Genomic DNA, 19543 nt, shown 5'->3' on the forward strand with positions numbered 1-19543 from the left:
TTAATTAAAATAATATATTTTTAGGTGTTCTAGGGAATGGTATAACATCTCTAATATTTTCTACACCAGTTACATAGATTAAGTATCTTTCAAAGCCTAATCCAAAACCAGATGTTTGAACACCGCCATAACGTCTAAGGTCTAAATACCAATCAAGATCTTTAATGGGTACATGCATCTCTTCCATACGTTTAAGTAAAACATCTAATCTTTCTTCTCTTTGAGATCCGCCCACTAATTCACCTGAACCAGGTACTAATAGGTCTACTGCAGCAACCGTTTTTTGATCATCATTTAATCTCATATAAAATGCTTTAATATCTTTTGGCCAGTCTGTTACAAACACCGGACCATGAAATGCTTTTTCTGTTAGATATCTTTCATGTTCTTTGGCTAAGTCTTCACCATGTTTTGGTTGATTTTCAAATTTATGGTTTGACTTTATTAAGATATTAATAGCTTCTTCATGTGTAATACGTTTAAATGATGAGTTTAGAAGATCATCTAGTTTCTTTAATAAGCCCTTTTCTACAAATTTATCAAAGAATTGCATTTCTTCTTTTGCATGTTCTAGGACATAAGATGTAACATATTTCACCATACGTTCAATAAGTTCCATATTGTCATTTAAGTCTGCAAAAGCAATCTCTGGTTCAATCATCCAAAACTCTGATGCATGGGTTGTAGTATTAGAGTTTTCCGCTCTAAATGTTGGACCAAAGGTATAGATATTTCTAAATGCGTGAGCATAAGCTTCACCTTCTAATTGTCCTGTAACGGTTAGGTTAGCTTCTCTGCCAAAAAAATCTTTACTATAATCAATTGTTGAGTCTTCATTTCTAGGCGGTTTATTTATGTCTAGTGTAGTTACTTTAAACATGGCTCCTGCACCTTCACCATCGTTTGCAGTTAAAATCGGTGTATGTACATAGACAAAATCTTGTTCTTGGAAGAATTTATGAATGGCGTAAGCCGCAATACTCCTAACTCTAAAAACTGCAGAGAATAAATTTGTTCTTGGGCGAAGATGTGCAACTTCTCTTAAAAATTCTCTTGTATGGCGTTTTGGTTGGATTGGATAGTTTTCACCTGCATCCCCTAATAGTTTCACTTCTAGTGCTTTAATTTCAAATGGCTGGCTTCTATCTGGTGTTAAAACAAGTGTACCTACAACTTCAATAGAAGCGCCCACAGATAAACGTGTCACTGCATCAAAATCTTTAGTTGTCGCTCTTTCATATACCACTTGAATGTTTTCAAAAAAACTACCGTCATTTAAGTTAATAAACCCAAATTCTTTTTGATCGCGGTGGTTTCTAATCCACCCATTTAATATAACTTCTTGATCTGCATATTGTGCAGGATTTTTATATATTGTTCTAATTGTTAAATCCATAAGTTTTCTCCTTTTATAATAATAAAGTCCTTAGACTAAAATTTAGTCTAAGGACGATTAATCGCGGTACCACCTTAGTTCTAGATCAAGAAACTTAATCTAGCGCTCATTTTGCTTATATAACGGATAAGCAATCCGTACAGTTCTACTAACATTTACATGTGTTCTTCTGTCTCTAAAAAGTGTTATTTCAAATCAGCATATGTGTTAATTTTCACCAACCATTAACTCTCTTAAACATATCGTCTGTTTTACTCTTCTTTTTTATGATGTATATGAAGTTTATATTACTATTGTATCACTAATTTATAAAATTAGTCATCACTATTTATATTATTAAAGTCGGAATGTTCAATTTTGTAGACATTCTTATTTAAACGGTTCATCGGTATCATCAAAGTCTTAATACTTTCTGATAACCTTTTAATATCTTTTTCCAAAGTACTAAAACGCTCAAATACTAGTCTAAAATCGTTATATAGTTTGTTGATTTCATCAAGCATTTTTTCAGCATTCTTTTCTTTTTCTAGATCTTGATTGATGACTAGTATCATTGTAAGCATATAGACCAAAGTAGTAGGTGATGTGATCCACACTTTCTTTTTAGATGCATACTCTACTAAATGAATATAGTTTGCTTGAATCTCTGAGAATACTGCCTCACTTGGAATAAACATTAAAGCGTAGTCTGTTGTTTCATTTTTGATGATATATCTACTAGCAATATCATCAATATGTTTTTTAATATTTTGTTCAAAGAGTTTAGATGCATTTTTTCTTTCACTATCCGTTGAGTTTGAATCATACATTCTAATATAATTTTCTAGTGAAAACTTTGAGTCAATTGGTATATTTAGTGCATCACCACTACCATAGACTATGGCATCTACAACTGTTTGATTAGAGAGTTTATGCTGTTTGGTAAAGAGCTTTTTATTGTTTTCACCAAAGACATTTTCAAGTATTTGGTATAGCTGTAACTCACCATACATACCTCTTAATTTCTTATCTGATAAATATGTTTTTAAATCATTTACATGCACGGATAGGTTTTCAATATTCTTTTGTGTAGTATCTATAATAGTGAGTTTTTCAAGCATAGAACTAAATAGTTTATCGCTTGATTGAAAACCTTCTTTAAGTCTTGTTTCTACTTTATCATTCATGGATTGTAAATCCACATTGATTTTGGTCGAAATGGCTTCTTTAAAGTAATTAATAGTTCTTTCTAATTCCAGTTGGCTTTGCATATTTTGTTTATCTAGTGCTGATTTGAAATCAGTTTTCAAATACTCTATTTTAGATAAAATTTCTTGTTGTTGTCTAGCTTTTATTTCATTACTAGGATACTTTTTACCCTTAATAAGTATGATTATTAGAATCATTAAAAATAATATAATAACAATCATACTGATGAGTAAAATAATTTCTGTATTAGTCACTTTATACCTCCATATCTTCTAAGTAATAAACATGTATACCATCAGGCTTGGTTTCTTTATAAATCGTCATATACGTATCACTTGATAGTAAGATATCATACATGCTAGGAAATATGCCATCACGGTCTAGTGTATAATTTGTACCTAGATCTTTATTTATTTGACCAAAGGCACGTGTGACTAAATCTGTACAATAATATTTATATTTGGTATCAAATATAAATAAGTAATTGTATAGACCTCTGTTTGTTTTATCTTTTGCATAATTAACTGCAACATCTAGTTCTAAATCAAACGTTTCTATGTTTCTACTCTTTAACCTAAGTGACATAATTTCATCTCTATAAAATCTACCGTAATAAGGAAATTCTGAGTGTGTTTCATTTCTGAATGGAGTCATCCAGTAATTTGAAACAGATTGAACACTTAAGCCATACTTATCAGTCTCATCATATCCACGGTGCATGATTACATTAAATATGGTAGTAAAATCTAAGGTACCATTATCACCAATTCCGGTGGACTGATAAATTTGATTATTGTCCCCTACTAATGCAGCATGTCCACCTAGCCAGTAGCCATAAATTTGATCTACAACAGGTATATATGGGAATGGTGACTCAAAAGTTAAGAGAATATCGCCTTTTTGTCCAGGATTAACTTTTTTTGCATCATAAAATACAGAACGTGTGTCAGACAACTCATAATCATAGGTTCTTTTTATTTTATGATAAAAGTAGGTTGTGTCATGCTGACTTACCTCTACCGTTTCATATGCTCTACTTTTAAACTCATTAATGATCTGATTTTTCTTAATATTTTCATAGGTTGATTCTCCTATAAAGTAAGCTATCAGTAAGATAAATGCTAAAGCAATGTATTTAATTATTTTTTTAAGTACTTTAGTTATTTTCTTTTTATTTTTCATAAGTAAATTATAACATTAAATCATTATTTTAATATGCTTTGATTTAGGTGAAAAAAAATATCTCAAATAATGGGAGATATTTTATAATTTAAGTATTTATTTTTTTGGTCTGATGATGATTGCGCGTTCTTCGCCTTCACCTTCAGAATATGTCTCAACATCACGCCACTCTGTAAGTTTTGAGTGTACGATGCGGCGATCAAATGCATTCATTGGGTCAAGTTTTACTGCAATCCCGCTTCTTGCTACATCTTTAGCGGTTTTAGTTGCCATAATTTCTAATTGACGTTTTCTTGATGCATGATAGTTTCCAATATCTAGCGTAACTAGTATTGGTTCTTCAACAAACGTTGATAAATGATTTCTTAGTAATGTTTGAAAAGCTAATAAAGTTTTACCTTCTTTACCTATTAATAAAGCATTTTCTGAAGTTTGAAGGCGGTAAGTGATTGTAGATTCATCTGGTGATTGAACTTCCATTTTAACATCAATACCTAATGCAGTTACCATACTTTCTAAGTATTGTTTACCTTCAATAGCTAAATCAATATTAGGGCTTGCTTTATAAAGTGTGCTTCCACCAACACCAAGAAAGCCTTTTTTCTCTTTTAAAACTTCTAATTTTATTTTATTTTCCGATATTTTTAGTATATCTGAAGCTTTTTTTGTTGCTTCTTGAAGCGTTTTAGCTTCGATTTCAATTACTTTTAGCATGTCTAACCCCTTTCTTAGATAATGCTTTGTGAAGCTCTAGATTTTTCGTATTTCTTTTCAGATAATTTTCTATTAATGAATGATTGTCCAATAGAGAATAAGTTACCAATCACCCAGTAAAATCCTAGCGCATTTACTGATGTGATTGTAGTTAATACCATCATACCAATCATTACGTTTGATACAGTCTTCATTGTTTTTGCTTGTTGTTCTGCTTGTTCAGTCTTTACTTGAGTTCCTGTGTTTTTAGCATAACTTGGTTTCTTTTGAGATAGGCGTTGTAATAACCACATAGTCACACCAACGATTGCAGCTAAGATATAACTTGTTACGTCATTAAATCCACCCGCTGATAGATCAATTAATCCAAATAAGATTTTATGATTATTTACATTTGCAGCATACATACCACCAGGTACTGTAATACGGTAAACAGTTTGGAACATTGCTAAGAATATTGGCATTTGAAGAATTGGTGTAAAACATCCTAATACTGAAATACCATGTTTCTTATATAGTTGCATCATTTCCATTTGCATTTTTTGTTGTGAAGCAGGGTCTTTTTTCAGTGCATATTTATTTTGTAATTTAGTTAACTCAGGTTGTGCAACAGCCATTTTAATTGACATATCATTTGCTTTGGCATAAATTGGCCATGCAATTGTACGAACAATAATGGTTGCAAATAAGATACCTAAACCAAAGCTATTTAAACCAAATAAGGATGCAAAGAATTGCATTATAAACGAAATTGGGATAATGAAAACCCAGTCCCATACATAGCCTAACCATGAGTTTTCCATTTTAGTGTTAATTGGTAGTTGGTTATCTGCTGGTTTGTAAGATAAATTCTTAATGACTTGAACTGTATCGTTTAGATCGTGGAATTTAAATGATAAAACGTTATTTGAATTGATCTTAAACACATTATCTTCATAGTTTTCAGGTGTTACCAAATACTTTTGAGCATTAGCTCCAGTTTCTTTAATAACTTCTGTGTTTGATTTTGTTTTAAACTGTGCAGAGATTACTTGTACATTATCTAGATCAATTTGATTAGTAATAACTGTGAAGAATAGTGCATTAACATTTTTAATTTTGTCTGCAGCGTTTTCAACTCCATAAGTTGGACTTAAGGCAGATACGACAATTTCATTCGGGTCACTTACTGTACCCTCATAACCTGTTTGGTATGCATATACATTATATTTGTGACCACGAACTGTGATTTCATAGATATTATTACCTAAGGAAACACTTGTTACTTCAGTAGATGCAACATCTACTCTAGTTGATGTCTTATTTTTTTGAATGGAATAAAATTCAAAATCCCCTGTTTCAATGATTGGACCATTCGCATTGGTTTCATCCATCGTATATACTATTTTATTAGGTGATAGGAACGTATCAATTTCAGATGTATCGGGTGAACATGCAACCAATACTAATCCAAACACTAACACCGTAAGTACTGCTAATATTTTACGCATTAATTTTGAACCTCTTTTTCTATGATTTTTGCTTTAATAAGCAATTTAGTTATATTTTCTTTTATTAAATCAAACGGTAAGAGATTTGATTGTGGTCGTACCACTATAACAAATCTATACTTAGGATTTATATATTTTGAATAATTTGAAACAATATATCGAAGTCGACGTTTAGCTTGGTTTCTTTCTACTGCGTTTCCGAATTTCTTGCCGATCGATATCGCATACTTAAAGTGAGGTGTTTCATGGGGTATAAAGTATATAACAAAATATCCGTTACCAACGGATTTTTTTTCCTTAAAAACTAAATCCAATTCGTTTTTACTTTTTATAGAATATACTCTCTTCACTACTTACCTCAAATTAAAAAATAAAGGACTACCTAAAACAAATAAACAAAATTTGTTAATGATCTGGTAGTCCTGGTATTTATTAACTTTAATATAATTTTATTAAACAGTTAAAGATTGGCGACCCTTAGCTCTTCTTCTTGCTAATACTTTACGTCCATTAGCAGTAGCCATACGAGCTCTAAATCCGTGCCTTCTTTGATGTTTGATTTTACTTGGTTGATATGTTCTTTTCATAATCAAAAAACCACCTTTCTTATGAAACCTTGCTTTTCTTATTATAAATAAAGTGTACTTAAAAGTCAAACATAAAATGGTCTTTCTTTTATTTATTTTTTATTTGATTTTTCCCACAATTTTTAATATGAATGTTCCCCACATTTATTGTCCACACATTGTGGATAAAGTTTCCACATTTTATTCACAATGTTGATAAGTAGCGTAAGTATATTTAACAGCCTTACAAAGCAAATGACACACTGAAAGTTATCCACAATTCAATATTTAAAGAGCACTGAAATCAAAAAGTTATCCACAAATAATGTGGAAAACTTTTTATTAAATTTGTCGTTTCTTATGCTATCATAGTTTTACATAAATTATTAATTCAGGGAGGCAGTCATGAGTCCAAACAGCACACTATGGCAGACAATATTACAGGATTTAGAAAAACTATACAACGAGGAGACTTACAACGAGCTATTTCTACCAGTGACTTCTACTTTTAAAGATCAAAACGGATTACTTACAATGGTTGTAGCAAATGAGTTCTTAAAGAATCGTATCAATAAACTATACATCGCAAAAATTAACGAACTTGCTACTAAGTATTCAAGTACTCCAGTTAGATTGAAATTCATATCACAAGAGGAAGTTATTGAAGAACCAGTAGCGGATCGTAAATTAACCATTGATTATCGTCAAGGTAACTTAAACTCTACATATACCTTTGACTCTTTTGTTGTTGGAAAATCTAACATGTTTGCTTTTCGTATGGCGATGAAGGTTGCTGATCAACCTGGAGCAGTAGCAAACCCCTTCTACATATTTGGTGATGTAGGTTTAGGTAAAACCCATCTTATGCAAGCAATAGGTAACTATATATTAGATAATGATGTTGAAAAACGTATATTATATGTTAAAGCTGATAATTTTATTGAAGACTTTGTATCACTTTTATCAAGAAATAAAAATAAGACTGAAGAATTCAATGCTAAATATAAAGATATAGATGTTATATTAGTGGATGATATTCAAATTATGGCCAACGCTAGTAAAACTCAAATGGAATTCTTTAAACTCTTTGACTATCTATATTTAAATAATAAGCAAATTGTCATTACATCTGATAAACCAGCTTCACAATTAACAAATATTATGCCGCGATTAACAACACGTTTTGAAGCTGGTCTATCTGTAGACATACAAATACCTGAATTAGAACATAGAATAAGCATTTTAAAGAGAAAAACAGCTACATTAGATGCAAACTTAGAGGTAGGAGAGGATATCTTAACCTTTATTGCATCTCAATTTGCAGCAAATATTAGAGAAATGGAAGGTGCACTCATTCGTTTAATTAGTTATGCACAAACCTTTAATCTAGAAATAACAATGGATGTTGTTGAAGAAGCACTTGGTGCTGTCTTAAAAACAAAGAAGAAAACAAATCAATTAAACGAAAATAACTACGATAAGATCCAAAGTATCGTTGCAGATTACTTCCAAGTGTCATTACCAGACTTAATTGGTAAAAAAAGACATGCTAAATTCACATTACCTAGACATATCGCAATGTATCTTATCAAACTCAAATTCAATATACCTTATAAAACGATTGGTTCTTTGTTTAATGATAGAGACCACTCTACTGTATTGGCTGCTTGTGAGAAAGTAGAACGCGATATGAGGATGGATTCGAACTTAAAGTTTGCTGTTGACTCAATTGTCAAAAAAATAGATTCACCATCATTAAAGTGATAAATGTTTATAAAAATGATTAAATGTGGTAAAATAAATGGTAGATGAAGCGATTATTGCTAGTTTCCCACTTTCCCACAGACACTAACAATAACAAAGAAGAAATAATAATTAATAAAAGGGGTAAAATATGAATTTTACAATTGAAAGAGATATCTTACTAAACCATCTAATCCATGTTCAAAAAGGATTACCAAATAAAACACCTCTACCTATTTTATATGCAATTAAATTTGAAGTGTTTTCAGATTATATTCAATTAACTGCTTCTAATTCAGATATAGCTATTCAAGTATTAATAGATGATCCATCATTAGTTGTTCATAAGACAGGAAAAATTGCGTTACCTGGACGTTATTTTATTGATATTATTAGAAAAGTAGCTGCTAAGCGTATTGAAGTTGCACTACAAGAAGAAAGACTTTTAGTTATTAAAGCAGATCGCTCAGAATTTAAATTAAAACTTATGGATATTGATGACTATCCAGATGTTGATTTTTTAGACTTAGCAGAACCAGTGATTCTCTCATCTGATATGGTTAAAGAAATTATTAAAGAAACTAATTTTGCTACAGCTGATAATGAGAAGCGTCCAATTCTAACTGGTGTGAACTTTAAATATCAAGATAACCACTTATTTGCAGTCGCAACAGACTCTTACCGTTTATCTCAAAAGAATTTAAAACTAAGAACACATTCTAAAACATTTAATATTGTTATTCCAAATAAATCATTAGATGATCTATCAAAAATATTAGATCATGTGAATGAAGAAATTGAAGTATTTATTAATCCAAATAAAATACTATTTAAAATGAATAAGATTTGGTTCCAAACTAGATTATTAGAAGGCACATACCCAGATACAGCGAAAATCATACCTGTTAATTTTCCTACTGTCATTACATTTAATAAAGAAGAATTATTAAACGCAGTGGACCGTGTCTCTTTATTATCTCCAAGAGATAGAGAATCAAACTATAATATTATTAAATTAACATTAAGACCAGATCAAGTTGTTGAAATATCTTCAACAAACACTGAAGTCGGTGATGCAAAAGAAGAAATTATTCCATCAGATGATGTAGTCGGTGAACTAATTTCAATCGCATTTAGTTCTAAATACTTAAATGAAGCACTTAAAGCATTTAATTCGACTGAAGTTACACTAAACTTTGCAGGTGAAATTAAACCGTTTGTAGTAAAAGGAAACCAAGATCCTGATCTACTACATTTAATCTTACCAGTACGTATTGACTAATAAATATAGATAAAAAATAAATGTCTTAAGAACCCATAAAACCGGTCTTAAGGCATTTTTTATAGAAATTTTAAAAATCGGATTAAAAAGTACATTAAAATCTAAATGCTTCAAAAACAGCCGAAATCACCATTTTTCATATATAGGCCATAGTAAACATTAATATAGATAAAAAGCGTTAAAAAGTGCGCTTTTTTACTTATATTATGTTATAATATAATAGGTAGGTGAATGAAGCGTATGAATCATTTTGAGCTAGAAGGCGAGTTTATAACCATCGCACAATTATTAAAAGCTTTAGACTACATCGGTTCCGGAGGGGAAACGAAGTATTTTTTATATGAGCATGTAGTATTACTAAATGATGCAGAAGTTTACGAGAAGAAAAAGAAGATTAAAAAAGGTGATGTTGTTACGATTAACGGCAACAAGATTTTAATTAAATGATTACTTCAATTGAATTGAGAAACTTTAGAAATTTAGAAAATTATAAAGTTTTAATCGATAAACCACTCGTGATTATTCAAGGCTTAAACGGAGTTGGAAAAACTTCCATTCTAGAATCGATTTACTTTGCCGCAACAACGAAGTCACATCGAACAAGCGTTGAAAAGGATATGATTCAATATGAGAAACCCTATGCTTCAGTCAAACTTATAGAGGATTTGAAATTACATGAGATTGTACTTACACCAAATGGTAAAAGAACAACCATCAATAAATCAGAAGTTAGAAAAATTTCTGACTATATAGGTCAATTAAGAGTTGTAATGTTTGCTCCTGAAGACTTAATGCTTATCAAGGGAAGTCCTTCCGAGCGACGTTACTTTTTAGATATGGAACTTATGCAAGTATCTAAAACTTATTTAAGAAATTTAAATAGTTATAAAAAGATCTTAAAACAAAGAAATGCCTTACTTAAGAAAAATAGAAATCTAACAGATTATACATTCTTAAATATTTTAGGGGAACAACTCTATGATGTAGGTATTCAAATTTTTGATGAAAGACAAAAATTTATTGAAGTACTGAATCAAAAATTTAAAGTTAATAAAACTAAGTATAAGGACTTTGATGTTGAGATTCAATATGAACCTAATGTCACTAAAGAAAACTTCCTTAAACATCTTAAAACAAAACAAAAACAAGATATTATGTATGAGACAACAACTGCTGGTATACACAAAGACGACTTTAAACTACTTTATAAGGGTTTAAATGCAAAAGACAGTGCATCACAGGGAACAAGTAGATTAATTGTCATAGAACTTAAATTAGCCCTCTTAGAATGGATTAAAGAAGTGACTCAGACGGATGCAGTCTTACTATTAGATGATGTATTATCTGAATTAGATTTAGAACGTCAAAACTTGTTTATGAGTCAACTATCAAAAAATCATCAAGTATTTATTACAACAGCACTACCAATAAATGGACAAATAGATTTTCAAAAAATAGTATTACAAGAAGGAGAAACAATCAATGCCAAATAATAATAACAGTCATTATACTGCAGATAATATTCAAATATTGGAAGGATTAGAAGCAGTTAAAAAAAGACCAGGTATGTATATCGGATCCACAGGAGAACGTGGACTTCACCACTTAGTTTGGGAAATCGTTGATAACTCAATTGACGAGGCTTTAGGCGGATATGCTGATGAAATCACCATAGAGATTTTAAAAGGTGAAGTCATACGTGTTACTGATAATGGACGCGGTATTCCAGTTGATATCCACCCTAAGACAAAAAGACCGGCTGTCGAAACAATTTTAACAACGCTCCATGCGGGTGGTAAATTTGATAAAGGGTCCTATAAAGTTTCTGGTGGTCTACATGGTGTAGGGGCATCTGTAGTCAATGGTTTATCTGAATGGTTTGTTGTAGAAATTCATAAAGATGGAACGATTTATGAACAAAAATATGAACGTGGTATTCCAGCATACGATCTTAAAATAAAAGGTAATACAGACAAAACAGGTACGATTATTTCATTCCAAGCGGATCCACTTATTTTTACTGAAACAGTTATATACAATTATGAAACTTTAAGAACTAGAATCCAACAATTAGCATTCTTAAATAAGGGACTTAAACTTAATTTAATCGATGATCGCTTTGAAGAATCCAGAACAGAATCTTTCCACTATGAAGGTGGTATTACGGAATATGTTAAGTTCTTAAATCAGTCTAAATCAAAGATTCATAATGACATTATTTATATCGATAAAGAACAAGATGGTATTACAGTTGAACTAGCTATGCAGTTTGTAGATAGCTATTCTCCAAACCTTCACTCCTTTACAAATAACATCTCAACTACTGAAGGTGGAATGCACGAAGATGGCTTTAAGATGGCATTAACACGTGTTATATCTAAGTATGCAGATGATTTAAAAATGAAAAAAGATGATAGTATTTCAGGTGAGGATACTAGAGAAGGTTTAACTGCAATTATCTCAGTTAAACATCCAGAACCACAATTTGAAGGCCAAACTAAAACCAAATTAGGTAACCCTGAAGTTCGTGCAATTACATCCCAAATTACAAGTGAAGCAATAGAACGTTTCTTAATGGAAAACCCAACACAAGCTAAAGCGATTGTTGAAAAAGTTTTACTTGCAACACGCGCACGTGTTGCTGCAAGAAAAGCTAAAGATTTAACAAGAAGAAAATCACCACTTGATGCTTTAGGATTTGCAAGTAAATTAGCGGATTGCCGCAGTAAAGATCCTGAAAAATCAGAAATCTATATTGTGGAAGGGGACTCTGCGGGTGGTTCTGCAAAACAAGGAAGAGACTCAGAATTCCAAGCAATTATGCCATTACGTGGAAAGGTCTTAAACGTAGAAAAAGCACGTTTAGATAAAATGCTTTCCAATAAAGAAATTGTGAATTTAATCCAAGCAATGGGTACAGGTATTTCTGATGAGTTTGATATTACAAAAGCTCGTTATCATAAAATTGTTATTATGACCGATGCTGACGTCGACGGTGCACATATTAGAACCCTACTATTAACATTCTTATTTAGACATATGAGACCATTAATTGATGCTGGTTATGTATATGCAGCTCAACCACCACTATATAAAATTTCTTGGGGCAGAAATTTTCAATATGCTTACAATGAACAAGAATTAAATGAACTACTAAAAACAATTGAAACAAAACCTACTATTCAACGTTATAAAGGTTTAGGAGAAATGGATGCTGAGCAATTATGGGACACAACAATGGACCCTGCAAAGCGTACCTTACTTCAAATTAAATTAGATGATGCTATTGAAGCTGATCAAGTGTTTTCTATGTTAATGGGTGAAGAAGTTGAACCAAGAAAAGACTTCATACAAAAGAATGCACAATATGCAACAGACATTGATGCATAGGAAAGGATGTAAATAATAATGAGTGAAAATACAGATAAACTACATGATAAGATTAAAGAAGTAAACATTACTTCAGAGATGAAAACATCCTTCTTAAACTATGCGATGAGTGTTATTGTATCTCGTGCACTTCCAAATGCTAAAGATGGATTAAAACCAGTTCAAAGACGTATTCTTTACGGTATGCATGAAAATAACATGTATGCAAATACTGCACATAAAAAATCAGCGAGAATCGTTGGGGATGTTATGGGGAAATATCACCCTCATGGTGACTCTTCAATTTATGATGCAATGGTGCGTATGGCACAACCATTTAGTTACAGAAAACCATTAGTTGACGGTCACGGTAACTTTGGTTCTGTTGACGGTGATGGTGCTGCTGCGATGCGTTATACCGAAGCTAGACTATCTAAAATAGCTGGTGAAATGGTTAGGGATATTGACAAAAACACAGTAAATTTTGTAGATAACTATGATGGTTCAGAACGTGAACCACAAGTATTACCATCTAGATATCCAAACTTATTAGTAAACGGTTCAACCGGTATTGCTGTTGGTATGGCTACAAATATTCCACCACATAATTTAGGTGAAGTCATTGATGCAATCTTTGCATATATAGATAATCCTGATATTACAATACTAGAATTAATGCAATACATTAAGGGACCAGACTTCCCAACAGGTGGTCAAATTCTTGGTATTACAGGTCTTCGTCAAGCATATGAAACAGGTAAAGGTATTATTGCTGTTCGTGCTCAACACGAGATTGTTGAAACTAAAAATAGAACAGAATTAATTATTACTGAAATACCTTATCAAGTAAATAAAACGACATTAATTGAAAGAATTGCTGAAGTTGTTAAAAATAAGATCATTGAAGGTATTTCAGACTTAAGAGATGAATCTAATAGAAAAGGTATGCGTATCGTTATTGAACTTAGAAAAGATACTAATCCATCTGTTACGTTAAATAACTTATATAAACATACTCAACTTCAAACATCCTTTGGTATTAATATGATTGCTTTAGTCGATGGACAACCAAGACTACTAAGCTTAAAAGATGCATTAACACATTATATTGCTCACCAAATTGAAATTATTACACGTCGTACACAATATGATTTAGAAAAAGCTGAAGCTAGAATGCATATTTTAGAAGCACTTGTTAAAGCTTTAAATGATGTAGATAATGTCATTAAAATCATTAAAGAAGCAAAAAATCCAGAAGATGCTAGAAATAACTTAATAGCTACCTATGATTTCACAGAAATCCAAGCACGCTCTATTTTAACCATGCAACTTCAAAGATTAACAGGGCTTGAAATCGATAAAATTCATGAAGAAGCAGATAATTTAGCACACAAAATCACTGAATACAAAAATATCTTAGGTGATGAAGATCTAAAAATTGAAATTATAAAGTCTGAACTTCAAGAAATTAAAGATAAATATGATGATCCTCGTATGTCAGAAGTGAATTTATATGAAGACCTTGATATTGATAATGAAGATTTAATCCCTGTTGAAGATATCGTTGTAACCGTAACAAATAATGGTTACATCAAACGTATGAATTTAGATGAGTATAAACTACAAAACAGAGGTGGCGTCGGCATGAGTGGTGTTAAACTACATGACGATGACTTTGTTGAGCATATTGCGATGACATCAACACATGACTTCCACTTATTCTTTACCAACCTAGGTCGAGTATTTAAACTTAAAGGGTATACCTTACCATCTGGATCACGTCAATCTAAAGGGGTACCAATTGTAAACTACCTAAACTTCCAACCAGGAGAAAAATTAGCAAGCTTTACAACCATTAAAGACTTTGATGCTGAAGATCACTATTTATTCTTTGTTACTAAGAAAGGTATCGTAAAACGTACACATATTAATAACTACAAGAATATTAGACAAAACGGTATTATAGCAATCAGTTTAAGAGAAGATGATGAACTCTTGGTGACGAAATCAACCAATGGTCATAAACATATCTTACTAGGTGCATCAAACGGTAAAGCTATCCACTTCCTTGAAACAGATATTAGAGAAATTGGACGTACAGCAACCGGTGTCCGCGGTATGGACATACCAGATGATGAAGAAATTGTTGGTTTTGCAGTAGTAGACGGTATTGAAGACGATATCTTAGTCATTACCGAAAACGGCTATGGAAAGCGTACATCGATTACTGAATATAGACTTCAAAACAGAGGTGGTAAAGGTGTTAAGACATTAAATGTAACAGATAAAAACGGTAAGTTAAAAACTTTACGTAAGGTTACAAATGATGAAGACATCATTGTAGTAAGTGATAGAGGTATTACAATCCGTATGCCAATTGATCAAATCTCACAAACAAAACGTGCAACTCAAGGTGTAAGAATTATTACACTTAAAGGTGATCAAAAAGTATCAACAATAGCAATTGTAGATCATCAAGAACCTGAAGAAGAAGTTGTATCTAATGAAGCTGTAGTAACTCAAGAACAAATGGCTCTAAGTAATCAAAAAAAGGTCTTAGAAGTTGTTGAACTTGAAGCACTAGAAGAATCAGTAGATGAAGAAGATACAAAAAACGCTAAACAAACTAAATTAGATTTATAATCATATAAGACAAAAACCACAGACCAATAAAATTACTTTATTTTATCTGTGGTTTTTTTATATATTAAGAAATAACACTTATACTTACAACTAATAAATTATAACTATGATTGACATGTATTAATGATTGTTGTAAGATATGAGTGAAGTAATACAGATAATACAGATTGAAAAAACATTGAGGGATAAAATGAAAAAAATACTGGGTATATAGATAAGTTAACTGACATATTTAGTGATATAGATGAAAGCATTTTTGAAGTAAAGTTTTTAATGGATAGACATTTAAATACAAATATTATTATCGAACCATTTCATATCGAAATAGAAAGCCAGGATTACGAAAGTCTTTCAACATACTTACTAACCATTATTGATAACATATAACATTTAATTAAGACAACATACAAAGGAGATCATTATAAGTGAAACTTGATCTTTATATGCAAATTAAAAATCATTATGAAACACTTATTAAAACAGGTGTATTTAAAACAGGAGATATGTTACCTTCCTTAAGAACAGTCGCTGGGGAATTAGGTGTTAATCCTAATACTGTAGAAAAAGCCTACCAAGAGTTAATGAAAGATGGTCTTATTGAGATAATCCCTAAAAAGGGTGCATTTGTTAAAGGGTTTATTCATAATCCGAGTGAGAAGTTAGAGGCTCAATTAAAAGTGCTTTTATCAGAATTAAAAAACTTTAAGACAAAAAAAGAGATTATAAAACGTATTAATGAGTTATTGGAGGATTCACATGATTAAAATAAATAACCTAAGAAAATCATATGATCAAAATGTTGTATTAAATTCTATGAATATCGAAATAAGACAGGGTACAATATTTGGTTTAATAGGTATCAATGGAAGTGGAAAATCTACATTATTAAGATTAATTTCCGGTGTTATCCAACCAGATGAAGGATGTATAGAAATTAATGGACAATTGTTAACTGATAGTTTAGAAGAAAGAAATAATATATTCTACTTACCAGATAATCCTGCTCATGGGCAGTTTACAACGTTTGAACATCTTTTTGAATTGTATAATGTTTTTTATTCAATGAATAGAACAGTTTTTAATGAAGTACTTGAGTTATTTAATTTAGAGTCAAATTTAGAATTATCTAAATGCTCCAAAGGTATGAAACGTCAAGGATATATTGCACTAGCATTTGCTACAGAAGCTAAATACCTACTACTAGATGAAGCATTTGATGGACTAGACCCAGTATCAAGACTAAAATTCAGCAAATATTTGATGAAGTCATTTAATGAGGAAAAAATTATTATCATCTCCAGTCATTCCTTAAGAGAACTTGAAGATATATGTGATAGTTTTGGAATAATTGATCGCGGTCATTTCAAGACATATGGAAATATAACAGATGCTGTATCTAAGGTTATTAAGTACAGGATTATCGCCTCTGATATTGAAAAACCTGTATTGAAAAATAAAGATGATTTTATTCATTCTAAGCGTGATGGTAGAGTTGTTACTGCATATTTAAATAACCAAAAGGATATTAAAGGGTTAATTTTAGAAGAAAACATCTTAGCTTTAGACCAACTAGATATGACATTTGAGGAGTATTTTATGATTCAGGAGGCAACTAAGCTATGAAAAAATACATTCAGTATTTATTTAAAAATGCTTTCTTAGAAACAGTGATCATTTCAAGTGTTACATTACTTGCTAATATATTCATTGTATATTTGGATAGAAATAGTTATGCTAGGTTTAACTTGTATAATGGAGTCTGGAGATATAGTGTACCAAGTTCATTTGCCATTATGTTGATGATTACACTAACTATTAGTCTAATTGTTATTCTACTTCTTAGGGTTTATAAATTAAAATCTAAAGATTATAAAGATGTTATTTATGCGCTACCTATAGCTAGAAACAAATTAGTTTTATCACACTTAATTGTTGGATTTATTCAAGTATTGATAGTTATGACCATAACGTTTATTGGAACCACTGTAGTGTTTTATTTCTTATCAAATAAGGCGTTTAATATGGGATTAATATGGCTTACTTATGCGGCTTTGTTGTTACTATTGATTATATTATTTGGTTTAATGCAACTTATTATTTTTAGATCAAACAATATCATTGATGCTGCAGGATTGGTCTTTGCATATTTTATTTTAAGTTTCCTTATTATGTATACAATACCAGCATTTAAATATGGTTATAATATTTCAAACCTAGGATTCAATGAGATGGTGATTTACCCGTATTATAGTGCAGTTGAATGGATGATGTATCTACTTAATCAAGCAACACCACCATATACAGGTGAATATATACTGATGATGACAGAAAATGATGTATTAGTAGTTGTAGTTCATGCAATTATTTATGTAGTATTAAGTACATTTTGTGTGTGGTATGTAGTAAATAAATCAAAAACTGATAAGGTAGAAAATATTGGAGGCGTAACGACATCAGGTATTGGATATAAGGTAATAAATCCCTTGATAATATTATTTTCAAGTATGTTACTATTTATTCTAAATTATGAAAGTTTAACCAGTCTCATATTCTTATTGCCTATGTTATTGTCAGTGTATTATGTTATGTACATCATTTATAGAAGAAAGTTTAGAATATCAAAATATGATTATTTGGTGGTTGGTGTGACTATACTCATATCTTCTCTAATAGTTTATATAACATATGCTTTGATTTAATATCATAATAACCCAAATAGGGCATAAACAAATATATTGTTTGTGCCCTATGTTTTTACATAATGTAAAATCTTTCACATATATTAGTAATTCACAAATGTAATAGTGTAAAAATGATAAAATGTAAATAGTTTATAATGTATACATTCATTTATCTTAATGTTGTATACCGGGAAGGTAAGTATAAATATGTTAGAAGTAAGAAAATTAACTAAGTACTATGAAATAGGTGAACAAAGATTTGATGCTGTTAAGGGTATCAATTTAACCTTTAGACAAGATGAATTTGTCTCTATTTTGGGTGAATCAGGATCAGGAAAAACAACTTTATTAAATTTAATTGGTGGTTTAGATAGATACAATAGTGGAGATATTATCATTGATAATGTATCTACTAAAAATTATAAAGATAAAGACTGGGATGCATATAGAAACCATAGAGTAGGTTTTGTATTCCAAAACTATAATTTAATTACACACTTAGATGTGTTATCTAACGTTGAGTTAGCTCAAACTTTATCTGGTGTTTCAAGAGAAGTTAGAAGAAAAAGAGCACTTGATGTTTTAACCAGAGTGGGATTAAAAGATCATGTCAATAAGAAACCTAATCAATTGTCTGGTGGTCAACAACAGCGTGTTTCTATCGCAAGAGCACTTGTTAATAACCCAACAATTATTCTGGCTGATGAACCAACTGGTGCATTAGATAGTGAAACATCTGAAGACATTATGAATCTACTAAAAGAAATATCTAAAGACAAACTCATCATTATGGTAACCCATAATGCCGATTTAGCAAAGAGATTTTCAAATAGAATTGTAAGATTAAAAGATGGTGAAGTTATAGGGGACACCAATCCATATGATAAGAAGGATAATAAAGTATTAAAAAATGAAACAAGTAAGTCAAGTATGAGTTACTTTACTGCATTAAGACTATCCTTTAAAAACATGCTTACTAAAAAGACAAGAACGCTTATTACAGCACTTGCCGGATCTATCGGTATTATTGGGGTAGCACTTGTAATGTCTTTACAATATGGATTTACAGAGTACTTAAATGATATGGAGCGCGGTACATTTGCAGGACTACCACTTGAGGTGAGTCGTTCTTATACCGACTTTAGTGCAATCATCAATGCTAACCGTGACCGTGTCGAACTTGAACCTGTTGAAGGTGGGGTCGTTGGTTATGAACCAGAAATTAGTTTTGCTTTTGCAACCAATGATATTACACAAGATTATATTGATTACATAGAAAATAGTGAGTT

At 31.0% G+C, this 19543-nt stretch carries 17 protein-coding genes and 1 other annotated feature; of the genes, 10 read left to right on the forward strand and 7 right to left on the reverse strand.

Annotation, left to right across the window (positions count from 1 at the left end; translation table 11 throughout):
* Positions 1-4: 4 nt before the first annotated feature.
* The 7 genes from asnS to rpmH all read right to left on the reverse strand — a co-directional run bounded on the left by asnS (position 5) and on the right by rpmH (position 6557).
* Positions 5-1396, reverse strand: coding sequence for an asparagine--tRNA ligase (gene asnS, locus IY230_RS04280; RefSeq protein ID WP_196370121.1), 1392 nt, complete (start codon positions 1394-1396; stop codon positions 5-7).
* A 46-nt stretch (positions 1397-1442) separates the two neighbouring features.
* Positions 1443-1672: a binding site (T-box leader), on the reverse strand.
* Between the two features lie 38 nt (positions 1673-1710).
* Positions 1711-2838, reverse strand: a complete 1128-nt coding sequence (locus tag IY230_RS04285; RefSeq protein ID WP_196370134.1) for a DNA recombination protein RmuC — start codon at positions 2836-2838, stop codon at positions 1711-1713.
* A 1-nt stretch (position 2839) separates the two neighbouring features.
* Positions 2840-3766 (reverse strand): hypothetical protein, encoded by a 927-nt coding sequence (locus IY230_RS04290; protein WP_196370136.1) that lies wholly within the window; start codon positions 3764-3766, stop codon positions 2840-2842.
* A 96-nt stretch (positions 3767-3862) separates the two neighbouring features.
* A complete protein-coding gene (gene jag, locus IY230_RS04295) occupies positions 3863-4480 on the reverse strand; it encodes an RNA-binding cell elongation regulator Jag/EloR (protein WP_196370138.1) in 618 nt (205 codons plus the stop codon).
* Positions 4481-4494: 14 nt separating this feature from the next.
* Complete coding sequence (locus IY230_RS04300; RefSeq protein ID WP_196370140.1) at positions 4495-5970, reverse strand: YidC/Oxa1 family membrane protein insertase; 1476 nt, start codon at positions 5968-5970, stop codon at positions 4495-4497.
* Entirely contained in the window at positions 5970-6320 is a 351-nt protein-coding gene (gene rnpA, locus IY230_RS04305; protein WP_196370142.1) for a ribonuclease P protein component, read from the reverse strand. Before rnpA ends, IY230_RS04300 begins: the two co-directional genes overlap by 1 nt.
* A gap of 102 nt (positions 6321-6422) precedes the next feature.
* Positions 6423-6557 carry a 50S ribosomal protein L34 gene (gene rpmH / locus IY230_RS04310; RefSeq protein ID WP_012243355.1) on the reverse strand — a complete coding sequence of 45 codons (135 nt, stop codon included), beginning with the start codon at positions 6555-6557 and terminating at the stop codon, positions 6423-6425.
* 384 nt (positions 6558-6941) lie between these two features.
* Here rpmH and dnaA point away from each other — a divergent pair, with 384 nt between their 5' ends.
* From dnaA to IY230_RS04360, 10 genes are all read left to right on the forward strand, one after another.
* Complete coding sequence (dnaA, locus tag IY230_RS04315) at positions 6942-8300, forward strand: chromosomal replication initiator protein DnaA (RefSeq protein ID WP_196370144.1); 1359 nt, start codon at positions 6942-6944, stop codon at positions 8298-8300.
* A 130-nt stretch (positions 8301-8430) separates the two neighbouring features.
* On the forward strand, positions 8431-9561 hold the full coding sequence (dnaN, locus tag IY230_RS04320) for a DNA polymerase III subunit beta (RefSeq protein ID WP_196370146.1): 1131 nt from the start codon (positions 8431-8433) through the stop codon (positions 9559-9561).
* Positions 9562-9801: 240 nt separating this feature from the next.
* Positions 9802-10008, forward strand: a complete 207-nt coding sequence (locus IY230_RS04325; RefSeq protein WP_230852594.1) for an RNA-binding S4 domain-containing protein — start codon at positions 9802-9804, stop codon at positions 10006-10008.
* Positions 10005-11054, forward strand: a complete 1050-nt coding sequence (recF, locus tag IY230_RS04330) for a DNA replication/repair protein RecF (RefSeq protein WP_196370150.1) — start codon at positions 10005-10007, stop codon at positions 11052-11054. Before IY230_RS04325 ends, recF begins: the two co-directional genes overlap by 4 nt.
* Positions 11044-12951 (forward strand): DNA topoisomerase (ATP-hydrolyzing) subunit B, encoded by a 1908-nt coding sequence (gyrB, locus tag IY230_RS04335; protein ID WP_196370152.1) that lies wholly within the window; start codon positions 11044-11046, stop codon positions 12949-12951. The genes recF and gyrB overlap by 11 nt, the downstream gene beginning before the upstream one ends.
* A gap of 18 nt (positions 12952-12969) precedes the next feature.
* Positions 12970-15573, forward strand: a complete 2604-nt coding sequence (gyrA, locus tag IY230_RS04340) for a DNA gyrase subunit A (protein WP_196370154.1) — start codon at positions 12970-12972, stop codon at positions 15571-15573.
* Positions 15574-15998: 425 nt separating this feature from the next.
* Positions 15999-16337 carry a GntR family transcriptional regulator gene (locus IY230_RS04345; protein ID WP_196370156.1) on the forward strand — a complete coding sequence of 113 codons (339 nt, stop codon included), beginning with the start codon at positions 15999-16001 and terminating at the stop codon, positions 16335-16337.
* Entirely contained in the window at positions 16330-17196 is an 867-nt protein-coding gene (locus IY230_RS04350; RefSeq protein ID WP_196370158.1) for an ABC transporter ATP-binding protein, read from the forward strand. The genes IY230_RS04345 and IY230_RS04350 overlap by 8 nt, the downstream gene beginning before the upstream one ends.
* Positions 17193-18272, forward strand: a complete 1080-nt coding sequence (locus tag IY230_RS04355) for a hypothetical protein (protein ID WP_196370160.1) — start codon at positions 17193-17195, stop codon at positions 18270-18272. The genes IY230_RS04350 and IY230_RS04355 overlap by 4 nt, the downstream gene beginning before the upstream one ends.
* A 189-nt stretch (positions 18273-18461) precedes the next feature.
* Positions 18462-19543 (forward strand): ABC transporter ATP-binding protein (locus IY230_RS04360; protein ID WP_196370162.1); only part of this gene is annotated, 1082 nt, incomplete at its 3' end.

Origin of the sequence: Acholeplasma laidlawii, assembly GCF_015709225.1 — a bacterium.
GTDB lineage: Bacteria > Bacillota_I > Bacilli_A > Acholeplasmatales > Acholeplasmataceae > Acholeplasma > Acholeplasma laidlawii_A.